This window comes from Actinomadura oligospora ATCC 43269 (assembly GCF_000518265.1).
Lineage (GTDB): Bacteria > Actinomycetota > Actinomycetes > Streptosporangiales > Streptosporangiaceae > Spirillospora > Spirillospora oligospora.
In genome coordinates this window covers 51207-72086 of the sequence record NZ_JADG01000004.1, presented here as the reverse complement: position 1 = coordinate 72086, position 20880 = coordinate 51207, and the positions used below count along the sequence as shown (strand labels likewise).

Below are 20880 nucleotides of genomic sequence, written 5' to 3'. Positions count from 1 at the left end.
GTGGAGAAGCGCCCGTGAGTGTCGAATTCCAGGGCCTGCGCACCGTGATCTACCCGGCCCCGGACCTGGCCGCCGCCAAACTCTGGTGGACGTCCGTGCTCGGCTTCGAGCCCTACTTCGACGAGCCGTTCTACGTCGGTTACGAGGTCGCCGGATACGAGCTCGCCCTCGATCCCGACGGCGACCCGAAGGACGGCCCGATCGTCTACTGGGGCGTCGACGACGCCGCGGACGCCGAGGTGCGGCTCATCGCGGCGGGCGCCGAGCCCCACACGCCGTGCCGCGAGGTCGGCGGCGGCATCGAGGTCGCGGTCGTCCGCAACCCGGTCGGCGACCTGGTCGGCGTGATCCGCAACCCGCACTTCACGCTCGCGTGAACTCCCAGGCCCGCGGAGTGGGTTCCGGCGACGTCACCGAGCACTGCCTCGGGCTCCCGGACGCCACCGAGGACTTCCCGTTCGGCGAGCAGCCCGCCGTCTACCGCGTCGGCGGGAAGATCTTCGCGCTGCTCGTGGAGCACGACGACCCGCCGCGCGTCAGCCTGAAGCTGCCGCCGGACGAGGTCGTCGCGCTGCGCGCCGAGTTCCCGGACACCGTCCTGCCCGGCTACCACCTCAACAAGCGGTACTGGGTCACCGTGCTGCTCGACGGCGTCCTCGACGCCGAGATGGTCCACGAGATGCTCGAACAGTCCTACGACGTGGTCGCCGCGAGCCTCCCGCGCCGCCTCCGCCCCGCCCCCCGAACCTGACCGCGCCCTCCTGAGAGGCGGGGGAGCGGACAGCCCTTCGCGCCGCGTCTCGGACGGCCTGCGCGTCGGCGCGTGGGCGTCCTTCGTCCCGCAGCGGGGACGTGCTGCGCTCCCGAGCGGGGCGGGAGAGGACGTCCGACAGGTCGTCGGGTGGACGGGACTCAGGGCGTCGGGGCGAAGGCGATGGCCTGCGGGGCCGCGTTGATCGGCTTGGTGCCGGTGCCGCCGACGATCGTCGCGGTCACCCTGCCGGACGCGGTGTCGACGACCGAGACGCTGCCGGAGAACAGGTTCCCGACCCACGCCTCCCGGCCGTCCGGGGTGAGCGCGACCGGCGCGGGCTGCTTCCCCACCGCGACCTGCCCGACGACCTCGTGGGACGCCAGGTCCACGACGGCGACCGAGCCCGCGTTCATCCGCGCCACGTACGCGCGGCGGCCGTCCGGGGCGACGGCGACGCCCCACGGCTCGTCCGGCGTCGCGATCGTCGCGATGACCTTCCCGGACGCGGCGTCCACCAGCCAGGTGGAGCCGCCGCGCGGGTTGGTGACCAGCAGCCGCCCTCCGTCCGGGGTGACCGCGACGCCCTGCGCGCCGTCCGGGTCGGCGATCCGCCTGACGACCTCGCCCGACGCGGTGTCGACGACGGCGACGCCGCCCGCGTGCGTGACATAGGCGCGGCGGCCGTCGCCCGCGAACGCGATCTGGTGCGGCGCGGTGCCCACCCGGATCGTCGCGGTGACGCGGTCGGCGCCCGTGTCGATGACCTTGACCTCGTCCGAGCCGCCCTGGCCGGTGTCGCCGCCGGTCATCGCCGCGTACACCGACCGTCCGCCGGGCGCCACGGCCACGGCCTGCGGGTACGGCCCCACGGGGATCTTCTTCACCGTCCCGGACGGCAGGTCCACGGCGGCCACGTCGTACTGCCCGGTGTCGGCGGCGTACAGCTTCCGGCCGTCCGGCGTCACGGCCACGCCGCGCCCCGCGTCCGTCCTGATGCTCGTGGCGGTGATCAGGTGCGACGCCACGTCCACCTGCGCGATCCGGCCCTGCGAGGCCAGCGCCACGAACCCCTGCAACCCGCCCGACGTCCGCCCCCGGAGCCCTCCCGGCGAGCGCGGCGAGGGCGTCCACGCGTCCGGGTTCGCCGCGACGTTCGCCGGACGCGGCGGAGCCGACGACCCGTCCGCCAGGCCCAGCGCGTCCGCCGTGGGCCATGCGGCCACGGCGAGGACCAGCGCGCCCGCCGCGAACGCGACCCACCGGTTGATCCCTGTCGGCATTCTCCCGCCTCCTTCTGTCCGGTGACCGGCTCGCTTGTCCGGGGCGTCGTCGTTCGGCTCTGCTTGTCCGGGGGCGTTGTCGTCCGGCGGGGTCAGGGGCTCGGCCTGGGGCGCGATCCGCGCCGCTGGCGCGGCGGGTCCTGCGGCGCGCCGACCGGGAAGGACGGCGGAGGCAGGCGCGTGATCTCCTCCACGGCCCGCGCCAGCTCCCTCTTGGTGTCGGGCAGCTTCGGCGGACGCCCCATCGGCGCCACCCGCAGCGCGCTGGTGAGGTCGCCGAACGCCGTCCGCCGCCACGGCGTCAGGCTCGGCACGCGGACGCCCGTGAGCCGCTCCAGCAGCCGCAGCGTCGAGGTGTGGTCGAACGGCTCGGACGCCACCCAGCCGCCCTGCGTCCACGGCGACACCAGCAGGCACGGCACCCGGAACCCGCCGCCGACCGGCTGCCCGTCGACGAACTCGCCGCTCGTCCCGGGCGGGGGACAGGGCGGCGGGACGTGGTCGAACAGCCCGTCGTTCTCGTCGTAGTTCAGGATGAACAGCGTCTTGCACCACACGTCGGGATGCGAGGCGATCGCGTCGATCTGGCTCGCGACGAAGTCCGCGCCCGCCGCCGGGGTGTAGTCCGGATGCTCCGACTGGTAGCTCGTCGGGATGATCCACGACACGGTCGGCAGCCGGTCGTGCCGCGCGTCGTACGCGAACTGGCCGGCGTCGTAGGTCCGCAGCCCGTTCCTGTAGAGCGGGGAGCTCACCGGCGCGTCCTGGAACGCCTTGAAGTACTCCAGGACGTTGCAGCCGTAGTTGTCGGTCTGCTGGTAGACCCTCCACGACACCCCGGCGAGCGTCAGCGCCTCCGGGTACGTCGGCCACGTGAACGGCTCCGGGGCGCGGTTCGAGATCACCGGGCCGCCGTGCCCGCCGTCCGCGTCGACGGACCCGCTCATGAGGTACAGCCGGTTCGGCCACGTCGGTCCCAGGACCGAGCAGTGGTACCGGTCGCACACCGTGAACTGCTCCGCCAGCGCCCAGTGGAACGGGATGTCCTCGCGCGTGTAGTAGCCCATCGCGAACGGGTAGTTCGCGCCGTCCAGCTGCGGGTCCGAGCGCGCGTACAGCCACCGGTCCATCCGGCCGCCGTTCCACGAGTCGTGCTGCACCCGCCACGAGTGGTTCGTGGACGGGATCGCCTGCGCGCTCGTCGTCCGCGAGTCCAGGTGGAACGGCAGCAGGCACTCGTCCGGATTCTGCGGATCGGGCTGGTAGAACACCGGCCTGCCGTCCTGCAGCCTCGGCGCGTCCGGATCGGAGAACCCGCGCACGCCCGGCATCACCCCGAAGTAGTGGTCGAAGCTCCGGTTCTCCTGCATCAGGATCACCACGTGCCGGATGTCCCACAGTTTCCCGTTGCGCGGCGGCCCGGCCGTCTCGGCCATCGCCCGGCGGACGTTCGATGGCAGCACCTCGGCGGCGAATGCCGCGGCCGCGGCCACCCCCGCCGTCCCCAGCAGGCGTCGGCGCGTCAACGCCGCACCCGGCCTCGACACCGGCGGGACGGACGCGTCGGGCGTCGGCGTATCGGCCCCGCCCGGCCCCGGTTCCGGCATTCCGGCTCCCGTCTGTCCCCGTTCGTGGAAACGCCGGGACGAACCTGCCGCACCACCGGTGACGCGGGCGCCCGCGCCGGATGAACATGATCCTCACCCGGCCGCGGACGATCAGCGACGGTCCCGGAGAGCGCGGCTCAGGAACCTCGAAGGGAACCATCCGGACCAACGGCCGATCGTGGACGTCACCCTCTGTCGTCCCGTGCGCGACGTCCAGTCATCATGACGGCCCCCACCCCTGGACGCGAGGAACCGCACCCGGGTGATTCAGCCGCCTTCGCCCAACAACGTCCCGAGCGGGACGCCCGCGAGCTCCCGCACCTCATGCGCCATATGCGCCTGATCCGCGTACCCGGCGTCCACCGCCGCCTCCGCCGCCGGAACCCCCGCCCGAGCCGCCCCCAGCGCCCGCTGAAACCGCAGCACACGCTGCAACACCTTCGGCCCGTACCCGAACGCCGCCAGCGCCCGCCGCCGCAACTGCCGCTCACTCAGGCCCACCGCGTCCGCCACGTCCCGCACCGACGCCCCCGACGCCAGCCCCCGGACCGCCGGGGCCACCATCGGATCAACCGGCCCCGCCCGCCGCTCCAGGACCGCGGCCACCAGCACGTCCGTCCCCCGACCGGCGTCCGGGACGACGAGCGCGCCCGGCGAACGCGGGGGAGCGGGCACGTCCGGCGCCTCGGGCGTGCTCGCGACCGAACGGGCGACCAGCTCACCGAGACGAACGGCCTCCTCGCCCCACAGCTCGGAAAGCGGGACCCGGGCGTCGCGCAGGGCGTCCGCCGGGACGCCGAGCACCGGCGCGGCCCGTCCCGGCGCGAACCGGACGCCCACCAGCACCTCACCGGGCTCCATCCGCGTCGGCATCGGACCCGTGTCCGGCCCCGCCACCAGGAGCTCCGCGTCCCGCGACCACCAGATCAGGTCCACGCAGCCGTCCGGGACCACCCGCTGGACGAACCGCTCCGCGTCCACCGGAACCGCCTGACGCCAAGAGCAGGTCAAGCCCGAACCGGCGGGCACGGCCTCCTCGCGGTAACCCATGCACCCCCCTGAATAACCCCACCTGACCTGGGCAGGGCCTACCAAAGTAGCCAAGACGAGCAGGGAGAACACCATGACCGACCTCAAGGGCAGGACGATCGCCTTCCTCGCCGCGCCCGAAGGCACCGAGCAGGTCGAACTCACCGAACCCTGGAAGGCCGTGGAGCGGGCGGGCGGCACCCCCAGGCTCATCTCCACCGCCTCCGGCCGGATCCAGGCCTTCAACCACCTCGACAAGGGCGACACCTTCACCGTCGACGGCACCGTCGAGAACTCCGGCCCGGACGACTTCGACGGCCTCGTCCTGCCGGGCGGCGTCGCCAACCCCGACCTCCTGCGCACCGAACCGAAGGCGGTCGCCTTCGCCCGCGGATTCTTCGACGCGGGCAAGCCCGTCGCCGCGATCTGCCACGCCCCCTGGACGCTCATCGAGGCCGACGTCGTCCGCGGCCGCACCCTGACGTCCTGGCCGAGCCTCCAGACCGACCTGCGCAACGCCGGAGCGACCTGGGTGGACCAGGAGGTCGTCATCTGCGACGACGGCCCGAACCGCCTGGTCACCAGCCGCAAGCCCGACGACCTGAAGCCCTTCGGCCAAGCCGCCACCGAAGCCTTCGCCCGCTGACACCCCGAACCACCAGCCGGGCCGCCGTCCGTCGCGAGACGTGGGGCCTCGGGCGTGACCGCAGGGCGTGACCGCAGGGCGTCGGACGGCTGTCCGGGGCGCCGCCGGAGGCGCCGGACGCCGTCCGCCGGAACCGGGTGGTCCAGACCAATGGGCTGGACCACTGGGTGAACCTTCGAGGTCAATGAGCTGCCCAAATACCGATACCGGCAGGTAACTCGATACCGTTGTGCTACGTGACCCGTCGAGCGAAGATCATCAGCACCATCGGCCCCGCCGTCTCCAGTCCGGAGCGGATCGACGCCCTCGTCGAGGCCGGCGTCGACGTCGCCAGGCTCAACATGAGCCACGGCGAACACGCCGTCCACGAGGAGGTCTACCACCGCATCCGCGCCGCCGCCGAACGCCACGGCCGCGCCGTCGGCGTCCTCGCCGACCTGCAGGGCCCCAAGATCCGCATCGGCCGTTTCCCCGACGGCCCGGTCCGGCTCACGCTCGGCGACACCTTCGTCATCACCACCGAGGCCGTCCCCGGCACCCGCCGCGAGGTCTCCACCACCTACCAGGGCCTCCCCGGCGACGTCTCGCCCGGCGACACCGTCCTCATCGACGACGGCCGCGTCGGCCTCCGCGTCACCGCCGTCGACGGCCCCCGCGTCACCACCGAGGTCACCGTCGGCGGCATGGTCTCCGACAACAAGGGCCTCAACCTCCCCGGCGTCCCCGTCAGCGTCCCCGCCCTCACCGAGAAGGACGAGACCGACCTGCGCTGGGCCCTGCGCCTCGGCGTCGACATGGTCGCCCTCTCCTTCGTCCGCACCCCCGAGGACGCCGACATCTGCTACCGGATCATGGACGAGGAGGGCATCCGCGTCCCCCTCATCGGCAAGATCGAGAAGCCCCAGGCCGTCCGGAACCTCAAGGAGATCGTCGCCGCCTTCGACGGCATCATGGTCGCCCGCGGCGACCTCGGGGTCGAACTGCCCCTCGAAGAGGTCCCCATCGTCCAGAAGCGCGCCATCGAACTCTGCCGCGACAAGGCCCGCCCGGTCATCGTCGCCACCCAGATGCTCGAATCCATGATCAGCGCGCCGCGCCCCACCCGCGCCGAGACCAGCGACGTCGCCAACGCCGTCTTCGAGGGCGCCGACGCCGTCATGCTCTCCGGCGAGACCAGCGTCGGCCAGTACCCCATCGAGGCCGTCCGCACGATGAGCCGCATCGTGCAGACCGCCGAGGGATCCAGCCTCCACGCCACCCACACCCTCGACCGCATGCCCGAGACCGTCGGCGGCGCCATCGCCCGCGCCGCCGCCGAGGTCGGCGCCATCGTCGGCGCGAAGGCCCTGGTCGCCTTCACCATGTCCGGCGAGACCGCCCGCCGCCTCTCCCGCTACCGCTCGCCCATCCCCCTGCTCGCCTTCACCTCCGTCCCCGCCGTCCGCGGCCGCCTCGCCCACGTCTGGGGCGTCGAGACCTTCATCGTCCCCTTCGCCGACCACACCGACGAGATGGTCCGCCAGGTCGAACAGGGCCTCCTCGAATCCGGCCGCTGCCAGAAGGGCGACCGCGTCGTCATCGTCGCGGGCAACCCACCCGGCACCCCCGGCTCCACCAACGCCCTCCGCGTCCACCGCATCGGCGACGCGATAGCCCACCTCAACGACTGACCCACCCCCAACGCGCCGCATCCCCGACGCGGCGCACCGCGGACCCGGCAGCACGAACGCGGGCGCACCGCGGCCGCGAACGCCATGAGCGCGGCAGGCTGCGAACGTGGCGGCCTGCGAACATGGCACATCGCGAACGCGGTGGCCCGGACGCAGCGCATTGCGGACGCGAAATGCCGTGAACGCGGCGCGCTACGAATGTGGCGCACCGCGGACGCGGACCCACTGCGTACGCGATGGCCCAGACGCAGCGCACCGCGGACGCAGCGCACCGCGGACGCGGAGCGCCTCGAACGCGGAGCGCCCCGAACGGGGCGCGTCGCGGACGGGGCGCATGGTGGGCGTCGCGTGTGGCAGCCGCGAGGCGGCGGCGGGGTTCCGGGCCTGAGGTCGAAGAACACCTCCGGCCCCGAACCCCGCCGACATCAGGGCGACCGCGTCTTCCGCGTTCGCGCCCGCGTCACACCTGCTCCACCACCTCGGGCTCCACGACCGGCACCCGCCGGGACGAACGGCGATCGTTCACCAGCACCACCACGGCCAGCGCCAGACCCGCCGCCGTCAGCGCCGCCGCCACCGGATACAGACCGCGCACACCGCCACCCGCGTCGATCACCCGGCCACCCAGCCACCCCGCGAACGCGGCCGCCACCTGGAACCCGGACGCGTTCACCGCCACCGCCAGCAACGGAGCCGTCCGCGCCGACGTCACGACCCGCGTCTGCATCCCCGGGATCACCGCGAACGCCAGCGCCCCCAGCACGAACACCAGCACCGCCGCCGACACCCGGTGCCCACCCGCGAACCACCCCGCGCCCAGCACCCCCGCCAGCACCGCGAGCAGCCCCGCCACCGACGGCATCAGCGCCCGGTCCGCCAGCCACGCCCCGCCGAAGTTCCCCACGACCGCGCCCGCGCCGTACACCAGCAGCAGCACCGGCACCGCACCCGGCGAGAACCCCGCCACGTCCGTCATCAGCGGAGCCGCGAAGCTGAACACCATCACGACCCCGACGTTCCCCAGCACCGTCAGCGCGATCGCCGCCAGGACGCCCCGGTTCGCGAACGCCCGCAGCCCGGCCGCCGCCGACACCCCGTCGAGCGCCGCACCACCCGCCGGAACCGCCCCCGCCACCAGCGGCAACGCCACCAACACCAGAACCGCGACCGCCCCGAACGACGCCCGCCACCCCACCGCGTGCCCCACCAGCGTCCCGAGCGGTGTCCCCAGCACCATCCCGAGGTTCATCCCGACCGTCAGCCGCGCCACCGCCCGCGCCTGACCGCCCTCCGGGGCCGTCCCGACCGCCGTCGTGATCGCCACCGCGAAGAACGTCGCGACCACCAACCCCGCCGCGAACCGTCCGGCCAGCAGCGACATGTAGTCCGGCGCCGCCGCCGACCAGGCGTTCGCCGCGACCGCCACCGCGATCAGGCCCACCACCAGGGCCCGCCGCGACATCCGCGCCGTCAGGACGGTCACCACCGGCCCTCCGACGATCATCCCCGCCGCGTACGCCGTCACCAGCAGTCCCGCCGTCGGAACCGACACGTCGAGACTCCCCGCCACGTCCGGCAGGATCCCCGCGACCACGAACTCGCCCGTTGTCAGCCCGAACACCACGAGCATCAGAGACCAGAGCAGCACGAAGTGCCACCCCCCAACTAGTTATAGCTCGAATGATTCGAGTTATAATTATCATGATTCGAAGCGCCTCGCTACACTTCCTGCCATGCGCCAGCCCGCCGCCGACCCCCAGCTCGACCGCGACATCTGCAAGCTCGCCCACCGCTTCATCCAGCGCCTCGACACCCACGTCCGCCAGGCCGCCGACGAACTCGACCTCACTCCCACCCAGGTCATCGCCCTCCGCGAACTCACCGAGCCCATCACCGCCCGCGAACTCGCCCACCGCATGGTCTGCGAACCCCCCAACGCCACCTTCGTCATCGACCGCCTCGAGAAACAGGGCCTCGCCGAACGCCGCCCGCACCCCACCGACCGCCGCGCCAAGCAGGTCGTCCTCACCGAGACCGGCCACCAGCGCCGCGCCGAGGTCCTCGACCGCCTGGCCGCCCACACCCCCCTGACGGCCCTCACCACAGACCAGCAGGACGCCCTGCGCACCCTCCTCCAGAACCTCGTCGGCTGACCCAAGACGCCGCGCACCCTCGACCGGCCGCCGGACCCCCCTACGTCAGCGCGGCCCTCAGTACTTGGGCCCCACGAACTCGTCCAACCGAGCCACCGCCTCGGCCCGCGCCACCGAGATGTTCCGCGCGTTGTTCTGCTTCCACGCGATCCCGAGCGCATCGAGCGCGTCCGTGTAGAGCTTCCGAATGTCGTCGGACGCATTGGAGAAGAAGTACCGCGGGTACTCGTACGACCGGTCCCCGTCCTTGCCCGGACGTCGGACGCGGTTGGTCGTGCGGCACCCATCCGAGTGGATCAGGCCGCGAACGAATTCGCGCCCGTGCCGATCCACGACCGTTCTCTGCCAGGGCGCGAGTTCGATCTTGCGGGTGTGCTTCATTCCAGGACCGTGCTGAGGGAAGAGGCACGGCCAATGCTTGGAGTAGGCGCCGACATTGGTGCAGCCGGGGCATGCCCGGCGTCCCACCTTGAGGCCGGGCATGACGGTGGACAGGGCGTCGGCGCAGGCGTCGATGAGGCCTGGCCAGACGTCACTGCAGGCGATCTCGAGACGGAAGACCCCTTTGTCGCCCGGAGCATGGGCGATGTGGCCATCACCGAGATACAGGCCCAGCAGGTACGAGTACGCGGTCTCGTCCACCGGACGGTCGTGGCAGAGCGGACACATGGGTAAGACCCGATCGAACTGGGCGGAGAGGTTCTTTCGCCAGTTGTAGAGGGTCGTTGTCGGGATACCGGTCCGCCGGTTCACCTCGGCGACGGGTCGGCCTTCGTTCAGCAGTTCAAGCGCCTGTCGGCGCATTCTCGGGTCGTACATGCGGCAAGTGTCACGCAGGGGTACGACAAAAGCGCCGTCGGTAGTCGGCGGCGCTTCACTGTCCTATTGGTCTATGGTGCCCCGAGTGGGATTCGAACCCACACTGGATGGTGTTTGAGACCATTGCCTACTGCCTGTTGGGCTATCGGGGCAATTGTCCGAAATGAATTTCGTTTTCGGATCAGGGGGTGTCTGGTCGCCTGTGAGGCCTACCTGACGGGAACCAGCGTAGCGGACGCCGGTAGGCTCGTGCGCGTGACGGAGAGCGCTCGGCGAGTTGTGATCGCAGAAGACGAGGCCCTGATCCGGCTGGACCTCAAGGAGATGCTTCAGGAGGACGGCTACGAGGTCGTGGGCGAGGCGGGGGACGGCGAGGCCGCGGTGCGGCTGGCCGTCGAGCTGAAGCCTGACCTGGTCATCCTCGACGTCAAGATGCCGGTACTGGACGGGATCAGCGCGGCGGAGCAGATCTCGGCGGAGCGGGTCGCGCCGGTGGTGATGCTGACGGCGTTCTCGCAGGCCGAGCTCGTCCAGCGGGCGACCGAGGCCGGGGCGATGGCGTACCTGGTCAAGCCGTTCACCAAGGCCGACCTGCGGCCCGCGATCGAGGTGGCGGTCAGCCGGTACACCGAGCTGCGGGCGCTGGAGGCCGAGGTCGCGGGGCTGGCCGAGCGGCTGGAGACGCGCAAGGTGGTCGACCGGGCGAAGGGGCTGCTGCAGGCGGCGAACGGCTGGACGGAGCCGGACGCGTTCCGGTGGATCCAGAAGACCTCGATGGACCGCCGCCTGACGATGCGCGCCGTGGCCGAGGCGGTCATCGCGGGCGCCGGTGGCGCGGCAGGCGCGGAGGACGAGCCCGCGGCGGGCTGACGCCGTCCCGAAACTCGGACCACCCGTGGCGGACCCCTCCGCCACGGGTGGTCTTTTCATGTCCGAGGCCTCGGCCGCCCGCGACGTGAGCGCGCCGGGATGCCTGTGCGACGCGAGTGCGTCGTGGCGCGACCCCGGTGCGGCCTGGCGTCGGTGCGGCCCGATCTTCCCGGCGGCTTGTCGCCGTCCACGGTTCGACGGTGGTGTGACTCGGTGCGGGGTGGGGCCGGTGTCATGGCGTTCTGGCGGGGGCGTTACTTGCGGGTTGACGGGGTGGGGCGTGGGGGTGGCCTGCTGGGGAGCCGGTCGGGGGGTGCCGGACGGGCGGGTGGGGGCGCGTCCAGGGGTGGTCGGTGGTGGTTGTGGTAGAGGTCCGGCAGGTCCGGTGGGTGTGGGGTTTCGTGCGGCCTGTGACGGGCGTCGCGGAGGGGCGGCGGTCGGTGTTCAGGGCGGTCACTGAACGTGATCCGCGCTGTATATCGGGTCGTGCGGGAGGGCACGGGGGAGTAACGAACGAGTAACCCTTCTGTCCGGGGGTCCTGTTTCGTCGGCTCTGCTCGGTGTACGACATACCTGGTCCCTGAGTGACCGATATCTCCTCCCAGGATCTCGGACACGTCGGGGCATGACTCGTACCCGATCCCTCCCCGGATCCGGATGGAAAGGTTGGGCACCTTGCGGCGCAACATGATGAGGATCACCGGTGCTGTGGCGGTGAGCGCGGTGCTGGCGCTCGGTGCCGGCGCGTGCGGAGACAGCAAGAAGTCGGGCGGTGGCGACGAGGTCACGATCGGGTTCATGGGTGACCTGACCGGTGAGAACTCGGGCCTGGTGATTCCGCCCAAGCAGGGCGCGCAGCTCGCGATCGACCAGTACAACGCGACGAACCCCAAGGTCAAGATCAAGCTCAAGACCTACGACTCGCAGGGCAAGCCGGAGCAGGCGACGACCCTGGCGCAGGGCGCGATCAAGAACGACAAGATCGTCGGCCTGATCGGCCCGGCGTTCTCGGGTGAGTCGCAGGCGGTGAACCCGATCCTGAACGAGGCCAAGATCCCGTCGGTGACGCCGTCGGCGACGAACGTGACGCTGGCCACCAAGAGCTGGAGCTTCTGGCACCGGGTCGTGGCGAACGACACCGTGCAGAGCGCGGGCGCGGGCACGTTCATCTCGGACACGCTGCAGGCCAAGAAGGTCTTCACCGTGGACGACAACCAGGACTACGGCAAGGGCCTGGCGACCGGCATCAAGACGGCGGTCTCCGGCAAGGGCGCGCAGGTCCAGAGTGACTCGGTGGACGACAAGGCCACCGACTACTCGTCCACGGTCAACAAGATCAACCAGTTCAAGCCGGACGCGGTGTACTTCGGCGGCTACTACTCGGTGGCGGGGCGGCTGTTCAAGCAGCTTCGCGAGTCCGGGTTCAAGGGCAAGCTGATGTCGGGCGACGGTTCGGTCGCCGCGGGCCTGGTCGAGGCCCAGGGCCAGCAGAACACCAAGGACACGTTCCTGTCCTGCGGCTGCCTGATCGACCCCGAGGGCAAGTCGAACCCGAAGGCGAAGACCTTCGCGGCGGACTACAAGGCGAAGTTCGGCGCGGACGTGGCGATCTACTCGACCGAGGGCTATGACGCCGCGTCGGCGTTCGTCGAGGCCGTGAAGAACGGCAAGACCAAGGCCGAGGACATCAACTCGTTCCTCAAGACCGTGAGCTTCCAGGGCGTCGGCAAGGAGATCAAGTTCGACGACAAGGGCGAGCTGGCGGCGCACGACATCTTCATCTACCAGGTGGAGGCCAACAAGATCGGGCTGCTGGGCAAGGCCGGCGAGGCCAAGCCCGCCAGCTGAGGCTCGCGCCTCTACGGCCTCTCGTAGGAGGGGCGCCTTGACGGTGTGGGGGCGGGAGCGCCACAAGCGCTCCCGCCCCTTTTGACAAGGGCGACTCAGGTGTTCTCAGACTTCATTCATCAATTCTGGCCGTCGACGATCGACGGCCTGTCCCTCGGCGCGGTGTACGCGCTGGTGGCGCTCGGGTACACGATGGTGTACGGCGTGCTGCGGCTGATCAACTTCGCGCATGCGGACATCTTCATGGTGGGAACGTTCGCGGCGATGTGGACGGTCAAGACCATGGGCGTGTCGGACCTGGGCGGGTTCGCCCTGGTGGGCGCGATCCTCCTGTCGGCGGTCGTGGCGGGCGCCGTGTCGGGCGGTGGCGCGGTGGTGCTGGAGCTGGTCGCGTACCGGCCGTTGCGCAAACGCGGCGCGTCCAGGCTGGCGGCGTTGATCTCGGCGATCGGCGCGTCGATCGTGATCGAGCAGCTGTTCGCGACGATCGTGATCCCGCAGGTGTTCGATCTGCCGAAGGAGAAGGGCAAGATCGCGCAGGCGTACCACTTCGTGCACCGGACGGACCTGATCGACATCGGTCCGATCAAGATCGCGAACGACCGCCTGATCATCTTCCTCGGGGCGATCCTCATCATGATCGCGCTGGACCAGTTCGTGAACCGCACGAAGCTGGGTCGCGGGATCCGGGCCACCGCCCAGGACCCGGAGAGCGCCGTGCTCATGGGCGTGAACATCGACCGGGTGGTGACGGCGACGTTCCTGGTCGGCGGTGTGATGGCCGGCGCGGCGGCGGCGCTGTACTACGCCCGGTTCGAGGAGGCGTGGTACTTCTCGGGCTTCCTGCTCGGCATCAAGGCGTTCACGGCGGCGGTGCTGGGCGGTATCGGCAACATCCGCGGCGCTCTCGTCGGCGGTGTGGCGCTGGGCCTGTTCGAGTCGTACGGTTCGAGCCTGTTCGGGTCGCAGTGGAAGGACGTCGTGGCGTTCTCGGTGCTGATCCTGGTCCTGATGTTCCGTCCCACCGGCATCCTCGGTGAGTCCCTCCAGCAGGCGCGCGCATGAGCGGCGTGGCGAGCAGGAGGAGGGGCGTCGGGTTCTCGCTGGATCCGCTGCGCGACCGCTGGGAGTCGGCTCCCGGCTGGGCCCGGTGGGTGGTGTACCTGCTGCTGATCGTGGGCGCGCTGCTGCTTCCTTCGCAGGGCATCGGCTCGTTCATGGCTCCGGGCGAGTCGGACTGGCCGACGATGCTGAGCGACCAGATCGGCATCTACGTGCTGCTGGGGCTCGGCCTGAACGTCGTGGTCGGCATGGCGGGCCTGCTGGACCTGGGCTACGTGGCGTTCTACGCGGTGGGCGGCTACACGATCGCGATCTTCGCGACGAAGTACCACTGGAGTTTCTGGGAGACGCTGATCCTGGCGATCCTGACCGCGTCCCTGGCGGGTGTGCTGCTGGGTGCTCCGACGCTGCGGCTGCGGGGCGACTACCTGGCGATCGTGACGCTGGGGTTCGGTGAGATCGTCCGGGTGACGGCGAACAACCTGGACTACGTGAACGGTCCGCGCGGCGTGCAGGGGATCCCGCATCCGCCGTCGCTTTCGGAGTGGACCGTGGCGGGGACGGACATCCAGCCGTTCAAGTACGGGCTGCTGGACTCGCGTCCGTACTACTACCTGCTGGTCTTCCTCATCGTTCTCGCGATCATCTTCGTGAAGCGGCTGGAGATGTCGCGGGTGGGACGGGCGTGGGCGTCGATCCGTGAGGACGAGGACGCGGCGGAGCTGATGGGCGTGCCGACGTTCAAGTTCAAGCTGGCGGCGTTCGCGATCGGCGCGGCGATCGGCGGCAGCGGCGGCGTGGTGTTCGCGGCGAAGCAGACGTCGATCAACCCGGGCAGCTTCACGTTCATGGTGTCGGCGCTGGTGCTGGCGGGCGTGGTCCTCGGCGGTTCGGGCAACATCCCGGGCGTGATCGTGGGCGCGTTCCTGCTGGCGTGGCTGCCGGAGCGGTTCCGTGGGCTGTCGGACTACCGGATGCTGATCTTCGGTCTGGCGCTCGTGGCGATGATGATCTTCCGTCCGGAGGGGCTGTGGCCGTCCCGGCAGCGGAAGGCCGAGCTCGCCGAGGGCACCGGCGGCATGGGGTCGATGGGCGCCGAGGTCGCGGGGCCGGGGACGGCCGCGGAGGTGACCAAGTGAGCGATTCGACCACCCAGAGCGCCGCGCGGGCCGTGGAACCGGGCAAGCCGGTGCTGGAGCTGCGCAAGGTCGTGATGCGGTTCGGCGGCGTCGTGGCGATCAACGAGCTGGACCTGACGGTCCGCGAGGGCGAGATCTTCGCGTTGATCGGGCCGAACGGCGCGGGCAAGACCACGGTGTTCAACGTGACGACCGGGGTGTACCAGCCGACCGAGGGCCAGGTGGTCTTCGGCGGGCGGCGCATCGACGGCAAGAAGCGGTACGCCGTGACGAAGCTCGGTGTGGCGCGGACGTTCCAGAACGTCCGGCTGTTCCACAACATGACGGCGCTGGAGAACGTCATGGTGGGCGCGGACGCGCACCACCGGACGGGCCTGGTGGGCGCGACCCTCGGGTTGCCGTGGCACCGGCGCGAGGAGCGCCAGGGCCGGGAGAAGGCCGCCGAGCTGCTGGATTTCGTCGGTGTCGGGCATCGGAGCGGCGAGGCCGCGAAGAACCTGCCGTACGGCGACCAGCGGCGCCTGGAGATCGCGCGGGCGCTGGCGACCGATCCGAAGCTGCTGCTGCTGGACGAGCCCGCCGCGGGCATGAACCCCGCGGAGAAGGTCGATCTGCAGGGGCTGATCCGCAGGATCCGCGACTCGGGCGTGACCGTGCTGCTGATCGAGCACGACATGAGCCTGGTGATGGGGATCAGCGACCGGATCGCGGTGGTGGACTTCGGTCAGAAGATCGCCGAGGGGCTGCCGGCCGAGATCCAGAACGACCAGCGGGTCATCGAGGCGTACCTGGGGGCTCCGGCCGATGCTTCTTGAGATCAACGACATCCACGTCCACTACGGCAAGATCGCCGCGCTGAAGGGGATCTCGGTCGAGGTCGACGAGGGCGAGATCGTCACGCTGATCGGCGCGAACGGCGCCGGGAAGACGACGACGCTGAAGACGGTCTCGGGGCTCCGTCCGCTGTCGTCGGGGTCGATCCGGTTCGCCGGGGCGGACATCAGCAAGATGCCGGGGCACAAGCGGGTGCTGGCGGGCATCGGGCAGTCGCCGGAGGGCCGGGGCGTGTTCCCGGGCATGACGGTGGAGGAGAACCTGCTGATGGGCGCGTACGCCCGTCGCGGGGACTTCTCCCAGGAGCTGGCCGAGGTCTACGAGCTGTTCCCGCGGCTGGCCGAGCGCAAGTCGCAGGCGGGCGGGACGATGTCCGGCGGTGAGCAGCAGATGCTCGCGATCGGCCGCGCGCTGATGGCGAAGCCGAAGGTGCTGCTGCTGGACGAGCCGTCCATGGGTCTGGCGCCGAAGCTGGTGCAGCAGATCTTCTCGATCATCGTGGAGATCAACCGGCGTGGCACGACGGTGCTGCTGGTCGAGCAGAACGCCAGCCAGGCGCTGCAGATCGCGCACCGGGCGTACGTGCTGGAGACCGGGCGGGTCGTGAAGTCGGCCCCGGCCGCGGACCTGCTGGACGACCCGCAGGTGCGGGCCGCCTACCTGGGCGGCGGCGCGGACGCGCAGGTCGGCACGGATACGCCTGCCGGTGGTCCGGCGGCGGACGCTTCGCCGTCGGTCGCCCGGGAGGTCTCGGAGGAGGCTCCGCTGGTCGCCGCTCCGGAGACGGTGGAGGAGGACGACACGCCGTCGTCCTCCTGAGCCGGAACGTCCCTCGGACGGCCGTCGTCCTCCCCAGCCGGGGAGGGCGGCGGCCGTTCCGCGTCCGGCTACGACGCCTGGGGCGCGGGCCGGGTCAGGACGGGAGGGGGATCTCGGCGGGCGTCGGGTCGGTGACCATGCCGACGGAGGGCGAGCCGTACAGCCGGACGGACCTCACCTTGCCGCCCTTGGGCACGTCGAACCACAGGTCGAACTCGGCGCGCATGTTCGCGCCGACGGAGAGCCGCTCGGGCTGCCGTTTCACCATGGTGCTGTTGACGTCCGCGCCGATCTGGCGTCCGTCGGTGAGGACGAGCCGCTGGGCCCAGGTGTCGAAGACCTGGATGTCGCGTCCGATGTTCACGCACAGCAGCCTGATCCGGACGAACTGCCCCTTCGGCTTCATCTCGGCGTGCGTGCCGAGGATCGTGCTGATGCCGTCGGTGTAGGCGACGACCGTGTACCGCATGTCGCTGCTGCGTCCGGTGCGGTTCTTCTGCGTCTTCTCGCCGTCGCGGAGCTTCTCGGCGGGCAGCGTGTAGCCGTCGTCCTTGTGCTGCGAGCAGCCCTGGAGCGAGGCGCCCAGCAGGACGGCGGTCACCAGACCGGCGACACCCGCCCGCCCGGCCCTGCGAGCCCCACAGGTCCTGCCTGCCCTACCGGACCTGGCGGCCATGACGGTCGTGAGCGGTCTCACCCGGCGCATGCCCCGACGGTAAGCGGGCGTTCCGCGGGCGTGAAGACCGGCCCGGATTCGCAACCGAATCGCAACCGGTGAACCGCGGACGCAGGTGTCGCCGGAGACCCGGGCGGGGACGCCGCCGCGTTCCGGGACGGAACGTCGTTGGCCCGAGGCCACCTTTGGGGCCGCAACGCGTCCTCGCGGACGCGTGCGTTGTCTACTCGGTGGCCTCGGGCCTTCCGATCCACGTTACCGACCCGGCCATACCCGCCGCAAAGGAAGCGCCGGTCCGAAGCGATCTTTCTCGATCGTGGCGTCCCCATGACGCCTGGATCACCAGACGGGGAACGGGCGGGGAACCCGGCGGGGGGACGGGTGGGGTCAGCCCTGGGGGGTGTCGCGGAGCATGCAGGTCAGCCGGGCCGTGCAGACGCGGCGGTCCTGCTCGTCGCTGATCACGACGTCGTAGGTGGCGAGCGTCCTCCCGCCGTGCACCCGGGTCGCCACGCCGGTGACGAACCCCGAGGTCGCCGCCCGGTGGTGGGTGGCGTTGATCTCGATCCCGACCGCGATCCGGCCCTTCCCCGCGTGCAGCGCCGAGCCCACCGAGCCGAGCGTCTCGGCCAGGACGCAGGACGCGCCGCCGTGCAGCAGCCCGTACGGCTGGGTGTTGCCCTTCACGGGCATCCGCGCCACCACGCGTTCCGGAGAGGCCTCCAGATACTCGATGCCCATGGCCGCGGCCAGGCCCCCGGTCATGTCCAGGCCGCCCAGGTCCACGCCGTGCTCGGCGGCGACGGCCCGGTGCTCCTCCGGCACGGCGACCTGATGCTCCTCCGTCACAAAGCCTCCCTCGAACTGTCGTACGCGCAGACTAGAGTCCTGGTGTGGCGACCCAAGCATCGACCCCTGACAAGCACGACCGGCTTCTGCTGCTCGACGGGCACTCCCTGGCCTACCGGGCGTTCTTCGCGTTGCCGGTGGAGAACTTCAACACCACCGACGGGCAGCCCACCAACGCGGTGTACGGCTTCACCTCGATGCTCATCAACGTGCTGCGCGACGAGCAGCCGACGCACATCGCGGTGGCGTTCGACCGGTCCGAGCCGACGTTCCGGCACGAGCAGTACGTGGAGTACAAGGCGGGCCGGGCCAAGACGCCGGACGAGTTCCGCTCCCAGGTCTCGCTGATCTTCGAGGTGCTGGACGCGCTGCGCATCCCGCGGATGTCGGTGGCGGGCTTCGAGGCCGACGACATCATCGCCACGCTCGCCACCCAGGCGTCCGCGCTGGGCATGGAGACGCTCGTCGTCACCGGCGACCGGGACGCGTTCCAGCTGGTCGACGACCATGTCACCGTGCTGTACCCGATCCGCGGCGTGTCCGAGCTCGCCCGCATGGACCCGGCGGCCGTCGAGGCCAAGTACGGCGTCCCGCCCGAGCGGTACCGCGAGCTCGCGGCGCTGGTCGGCGAGTCCAGCGACAACCTGCCGGGCGTGCCCGGCGTCGGCCCGAAGACCGCGGCCAAGTGGCTCGCCAAGTACGGCGACCTCGACACGCTCGTCGCGAAGGTCGACGAGATCAAGGGCAAGGCGGGCGACAACCTGCGCGAGCACCTCGCGGGCGTGCTGCGCAACCAGCAGATCAACAAGCTCGACTGCGAGGTCGCCCTCGAGCGGACGCCCGACCTGCTCCGGATGGGCCAGTGGGACCGCGAGGAGATCCACACCCTGTTCGACTCGCTGCAGTTCCGCGTGCTGCGCGAGCGGCTCTACGCGTCGCTGACCACCGCCGAGCCCGAGGCCGACGAGGGCTTCGACATCGAGCTGGACGTCCTGGAGCCCGGCGCCCTCGGGGCCTGGCTGGAGGCGAACGCCCCCGCCGGTGAGCGCACCGGCCTCGCGGTCACCGGGTCCTGGGGGCGCGGCACCGGCGAGATCACCGCGCTCGCCGTCGCGTCCCGCGAGGGCCCGGCCGTCCACCTCGACCCGGCCGAGCTCGTCGAGGACGACGAGCGCGCCCTGGCCGCCTGGCTCGCCGACCCGGCCCGTCCGAAGGCCGTGCACGACGTCAAGGGCCCGACGCTGGCGCTCGCCGCGCGCGGGCTCACGCTGGACGGCGTCACCACCGACACCGCCCTGGCCGCCTACCTGGCGCTGCCCGGCCAGCGCACCTTCGACCTCGCCGACCTGGTGCTGCGGTACCTGCACCGCGAGCTGACCAACGAGTCCGAGGACACCGGCCAGCTCACCCTGGACGGCTCGGGCGAGGAGGAGGCCGCGCAGGAGCTCGCGGTCCGCGCCCGCGCCGTCGCCGAGCTCGCCGACGTGCTGGACGCCGACCTCGAGCGGCGCGGCGCGGCCCGGCTGCTGCGCGACGTCGAGCTGCCGCTCACGCGCGTCCTGGCCGACATGGAGCGGGCGGGCATCGCCGTCGACGCCGACCACCTGGCGTCCCTGTCGGCGTCGCTCGGCGGGCAGGTCAAGGAGCAGGAGCAGGCCGCGCACGAGGCTGTCGGGCACGAGTTCAACCTGGGCTCGCCCAAGCAGGTCCAGCAGGTGCTGTTCGAGGAGCTGGGCCTCCCGAAGACCAAGCGCACCAAGACCGGCTACACGACCGACTCCGAGGCCCTGACGAACCTGCTGGCCAAGGAGGCGCACCCCGTCCTGGAGCGCATCCTGCGGTGGCGTGAGGTCGCGAAGCTGAAGTCGATCGTCGACTCGCTCATCCCGATGCTGGACGACGCGGGCCGCATCCACACCACGTTCAACCAGATGGTCGCGGCCACCGGACGGCTCTCGTCCACCGACCCGAACCTGCAGAACATCCCGATCCGCACGGCCGAGGGCCGGCAGATCCGCGAGGCGTTCGTCGTCGGCGGCGGCTACGAGTCGCTGCTCACCGCCGACTACAGCCAGATCGAGCTGCGGATCATGGCGCACCTGTCCGGGGACGAGGCGCTGCTGGAGGCGTTCAACTCCGGCGCCGACTTCCACACCATCACCGCGTCCCGCGTGTTCGGCCTGCCGCCCGAGCAGATCACCTCCGAGCTGCGCGCGCGCATCAAGGCGATGAACTACGGCCTGGCCTACGGCCTGTCGGCGTACGGCCTGTCGCAGCAGCTGCGCATCGCCGTGGACGAGGCCCGCCAGCTGATGGACGAGTACTTCGAGCAGTTCGGCGGCGTCCGCGACTACCTCGCGAACGTCGTCGACCAGGCCCGCCGCGACGGCTACACCGAGACCATCCTCGGCCGCCGCCGCTACCTGCCCGACCTCAACTCCGACAACCGGCAGCGCCGCGAGATGGCCGAGCGCATGGCCCTCAACGCGCCCATCCAGGGCTCGGCCGCCGACATCATCAAGGTCGCCAGCCTCGACGTCGACCGCGCCCTGCGCGACCAGGGCCTGCGCTCGCGCATGCTCCTGCAGGTCCACGACGAACTGGTCATCGAGGTCGCCCCGGGCGAGCTGGACGAGCTGAAGTCGCTCGTCTCGGAGCGGATGGCGGGCGCCTACGACCTGCGCGCCCCGCTGTCGGTCTCCATGGGCACCGGCCGCACCTGGCAGGACGCCGCCCACTGACCCGTCCGCGAAACCCCAGGTAGGCCGTCCGCCCGCCGTCCGTGCGCTCCGCGCGCGGGCGGCGGGCGTCGTCGTGTGAGGGGT

19 protein-coding genes and 1 tRNA gene are annotated in these 20880 nt (G+C 71.1%); 12 read left to right on the top strand and 8 right to left on the bottom strand.

What is annotated here, in order from left to right; all coding sequences use genetic code 11:
• Positions 1-14 precede the first annotated feature (14 nt).
• Together P696_RS0104860 and P696_RS0104855 are read left to right on the top strand one after the other, a co-directional pair.
• Positions 15-377, top strand: coding sequence for a VOC family protein (locus tag P696_RS0104860; RefSeq protein WP_026411435.1), 363 nt, complete (start codon positions 15-17; stop codon positions 375-377).
• Positions 374-751, top strand: coding sequence for an MmcQ/YjbR family DNA-binding protein (locus P696_RS0104855; protein WP_245627507.1), 378 nt, complete (start codon positions 374-376; stop codon positions 749-751). Before P696_RS0104860 ends, P696_RS0104855 begins: the two co-directional genes overlap by 4 nt.
• 161 nt (positions 752-912) lie before the next feature.
• On the opposite strand, the gene P696_RS43345 is transcribed toward P696_RS0104855, so the two are convergent.
• The 3 genes from P696_RS43345 to P696_RS0104840 form a co-directional block, all read right to left on the bottom strand.
• Entirely contained in the window at positions 913-2034 is a 1122-nt protein-coding gene (locus P696_RS43345; RefSeq protein WP_051466868.1) for a YncE family protein, read from the bottom strand.
• 92 nt (positions 2035-2126) lie between these two features.
• Complete coding sequence (locus P696_RS0104845) at positions 2127-3641, bottom strand: alkaline phosphatase family protein (protein WP_084336830.1); 1515 nt, start codon at positions 3639-3641, stop codon at positions 2127-2129.
• 267 nt (positions 3642-3908) lie between these two features.
• A complete protein-coding gene (locus P696_RS0104840) occupies positions 3909-4691 on the bottom strand; it encodes a DUF6597 domain-containing transcriptional factor (protein ID WP_026411432.1) in 783 nt (260 codons plus the stop codon).
• A gap of 73 nt (positions 4692-4764) precedes the next feature.
• Between P696_RS0104840 and P696_RS0104835 the strand changes: the two genes are divergently transcribed.
• Complete coding sequence (locus tag P696_RS0104835) at positions 4765-5316, top strand: type 1 glutamine amidotransferase domain-containing protein (RefSeq protein WP_026411431.1); 552 nt, start codon at positions 4765-4767, stop codon at positions 5314-5316.
• A gap of 236 nt (positions 5317-5552) precedes the next feature.
• Complete coding sequence (gene pyk / locus P696_RS0104830) at positions 5553-6986, top strand: pyruvate kinase (protein ID WP_026411430.1); 1434 nt, start codon at positions 5553-5555, stop codon at positions 6984-6986.
• Between the two features lie 460 nt (positions 6987-7446).
• Here the strand turns inward: pyk and P696_RS0104825 are convergent, their stop codons facing one another.
• Positions 7447-8634, bottom strand: a complete 1188-nt coding sequence (locus P696_RS0104825; RefSeq protein WP_026411429.1) for an MFS transporter — start codon at positions 8632-8634, stop codon at positions 7447-7449.
• Positions 8635-8719: 85 nt separating this feature from the next.
• Between P696_RS0104825 and P696_RS0104820 the strand changes: the two genes are divergently transcribed.
• Positions 8720-9139, top strand: a complete 420-nt coding sequence (locus tag P696_RS0104820) for a MarR family winged helix-turn-helix transcriptional regulator (RefSeq protein WP_026411428.1) — start codon at positions 8720-8722, stop codon at positions 9137-9139.
• Positions 9140-9196: 57 nt separating this feature from the next.
• On the opposite strand, the gene P696_RS0104815 is transcribed toward P696_RS0104820, so the two are convergent.
• Together P696_RS0104815 and P696_RS0104810 are read right to left on the bottom strand one after the other, a co-directional pair.
• Positions 9197-9958 carry a transposase gene (locus tag P696_RS0104815; RefSeq protein ID WP_026411427.1) on the bottom strand — a complete coding sequence of 254 codons (762 nt, stop codon included), beginning with the start codon at positions 9956-9958 and terminating at the stop codon, positions 9197-9199.
• A 74-nt stretch (positions 9959-10032) separates the two neighbouring features.
• A tRNA-Leu gene (locus P696_RS0104810) sits at positions 10033-10110 on the bottom strand.
• A 97-nt stretch (positions 10111-10207) separates the two neighbouring features.
• Here P696_RS0104810 and P696_RS0104805 point away from each other — a divergent pair.
• The 6 genes from P696_RS0104805 (at position 10208) to P696_RS0104780 (ending at position 16530) form a co-directional block, all read left to right on the top strand.
• Complete coding sequence (locus P696_RS0104805) at positions 10208-10828, top strand: ANTAR domain-containing response regulator (RefSeq protein ID WP_034483284.1); 621 nt, start codon at positions 10208-10210, stop codon at positions 10826-10828.
• Between the two features lie 687 nt (positions 10829-11515).
• The gene (locus P696_RS0104800; protein ID WP_245627506.1) at positions 11516-12676 is read left to right on the top strand and encodes a branched-chain amino acid ABC transporter substrate-binding protein; all 1161 of its coding nucleotides are present in this window, start codon (positions 11516-11518) and stop codon (positions 12674-12676) included.
• 99 nt (positions 12677-12775) lie between these two features.
• On the top strand, positions 12776-13741 hold the full coding sequence (locus P696_RS0104795; protein WP_026411424.1) for a branched-chain amino acid ABC transporter permease: 966 nt from the start codon (positions 12776-12778) through the stop codon (positions 13739-13741).
• Complete coding sequence (locus P696_RS0104790) at positions 13738-14877, top strand: ABC transporter permease subunit (RefSeq protein ID WP_026411423.1); 1140 nt, start codon at positions 13738-13740, stop codon at positions 14875-14877. The genes P696_RS0104795 and P696_RS0104790 overlap by 4 nt, the downstream gene beginning before the upstream one ends.
• 74 nt (positions 14878-14951) lie before the next feature.
• Entirely contained in the window at positions 14952-15692 is a 741-nt protein-coding gene (locus P696_RS0104785; protein ID WP_051467092.1) for an ABC transporter ATP-binding protein, read from the top strand.
• Complete coding sequence (locus P696_RS0104780; protein WP_026411421.1) at positions 15682-16530, top strand: ABC transporter ATP-binding protein; 849 nt, start codon at positions 15682-15684, stop codon at positions 16528-16530. The genes P696_RS0104785 and P696_RS0104780 overlap by 11 nt, the downstream gene beginning before the upstream one ends.
• 94 nt (positions 16531-16624) lie before the next feature.
• Here P696_RS0104780 and P696_RS43340 read toward each other — a convergent pair whose 3' ends face one another.
• Entirely contained in the window at positions 16625-17236 is a 612-nt protein-coding gene (locus P696_RS43340) for a hypothetical protein (protein ID WP_157429523.1), read from the bottom strand.
• Positions 17237-17593: 357 nt separating this feature from the next.
• Positions 17594-17971, bottom strand: a complete 378-nt coding sequence (locus tag P696_RS0104770) for a PaaI family thioesterase (protein ID WP_051467090.1) — start codon at positions 17969-17971, stop codon at positions 17594-17596.
• A gap of 128 nt (positions 17972-18099) precedes the next feature.
• Between P696_RS0104770 and polA the strand changes: the two genes are divergently transcribed.
• A complete protein-coding gene (gene polA, locus P696_RS0104765) occupies positions 18100-20796 on the top strand; it encodes a DNA polymerase I (protein ID WP_026411419.1) in 2697 nt (898 codons plus the stop codon).
• Positions 20797-20880: the final 84 nt, after the last annotated feature.

Coding starts and splice junctions, on each gene's coding strand:
- P696_RS43345 (WP_051466868.1), bottom strand. CDS start 2,034: ATGCCGACAGGGATCAACCGGTGGGTCGCGTTCGCGGCGGGCGCGCTG.
- P696_RS0104845 (WP_084336830.1), bottom strand. CDS start 3,641: ATGCCGGAACCGGGGCCGGGCGGGGCCGATACGCCGACGCCCGACGCG.
- P696_RS0104840 (WP_026411432.1), bottom strand. CDS start 4,691: ATGGGTTACCGCGAGGAGGCCGTGCCCGCCGGTTCGGGCTTGACCTGC.
- P696_RS0104835 (WP_026411431.1), top strand. CDS start 4,765: ATGACCGACCTCAAGGGCAGGACGATCGCCTTCCTCGCCGCGCCCGAA.
- P696_RS0104820 (WP_026411428.1), top strand. CDS start 8,720: ATGCGCCAGCCCGCCGCCGACCCCCAGCTCGACCGCGACATCTGCAAG.
- P696_RS0104815 (WP_026411427.1), bottom strand. CDS start 9,958: ATGTACGACCCGAGAATGCGCCGACAGGCGCTTGAACTGCTGAACGAA.
- P696_RS0104800 (WP_245627506.1), top strand. CDS start 11,516: ATGATGAGGATCACCGGTGCTGTGGCGGTGAGCGCGGTGCTGGCGCTC.
- P696_RS0104790 (WP_026411423.1), top strand. CDS start 13,738: ATGAGCGGCGTGGCGAGCAGGAGGAGGGGCGTCGGGTTCTCGCTGGAT.
- P696_RS0104785 (WP_051467092.1), top strand. CDS start 14,952: ATGCGGTTCGGCGGCGTCGTGGCGATCAACGAGCTGGACCTGACGGTC.
- P696_RS0104780 (WP_026411421.1), top strand. CDS start 15,682: ATGCTTCTTGAGATCAACGACATCCACGTCCACTACGGCAAGATCGCC.
- P696_RS43340 (WP_157429523.1), bottom strand. CDS start 17,236: ATGCGCCGGGTGAGACCGCTCACGACCGTCATGGCCGCCAGGTCCGGT.
- P696_RS0104770 (WP_051467090.1), bottom strand. CDS start 17,971: ATGACCGGGGGCCTGGCCGCGGCCATGGGCATCGAGTATCTGGAGGCC.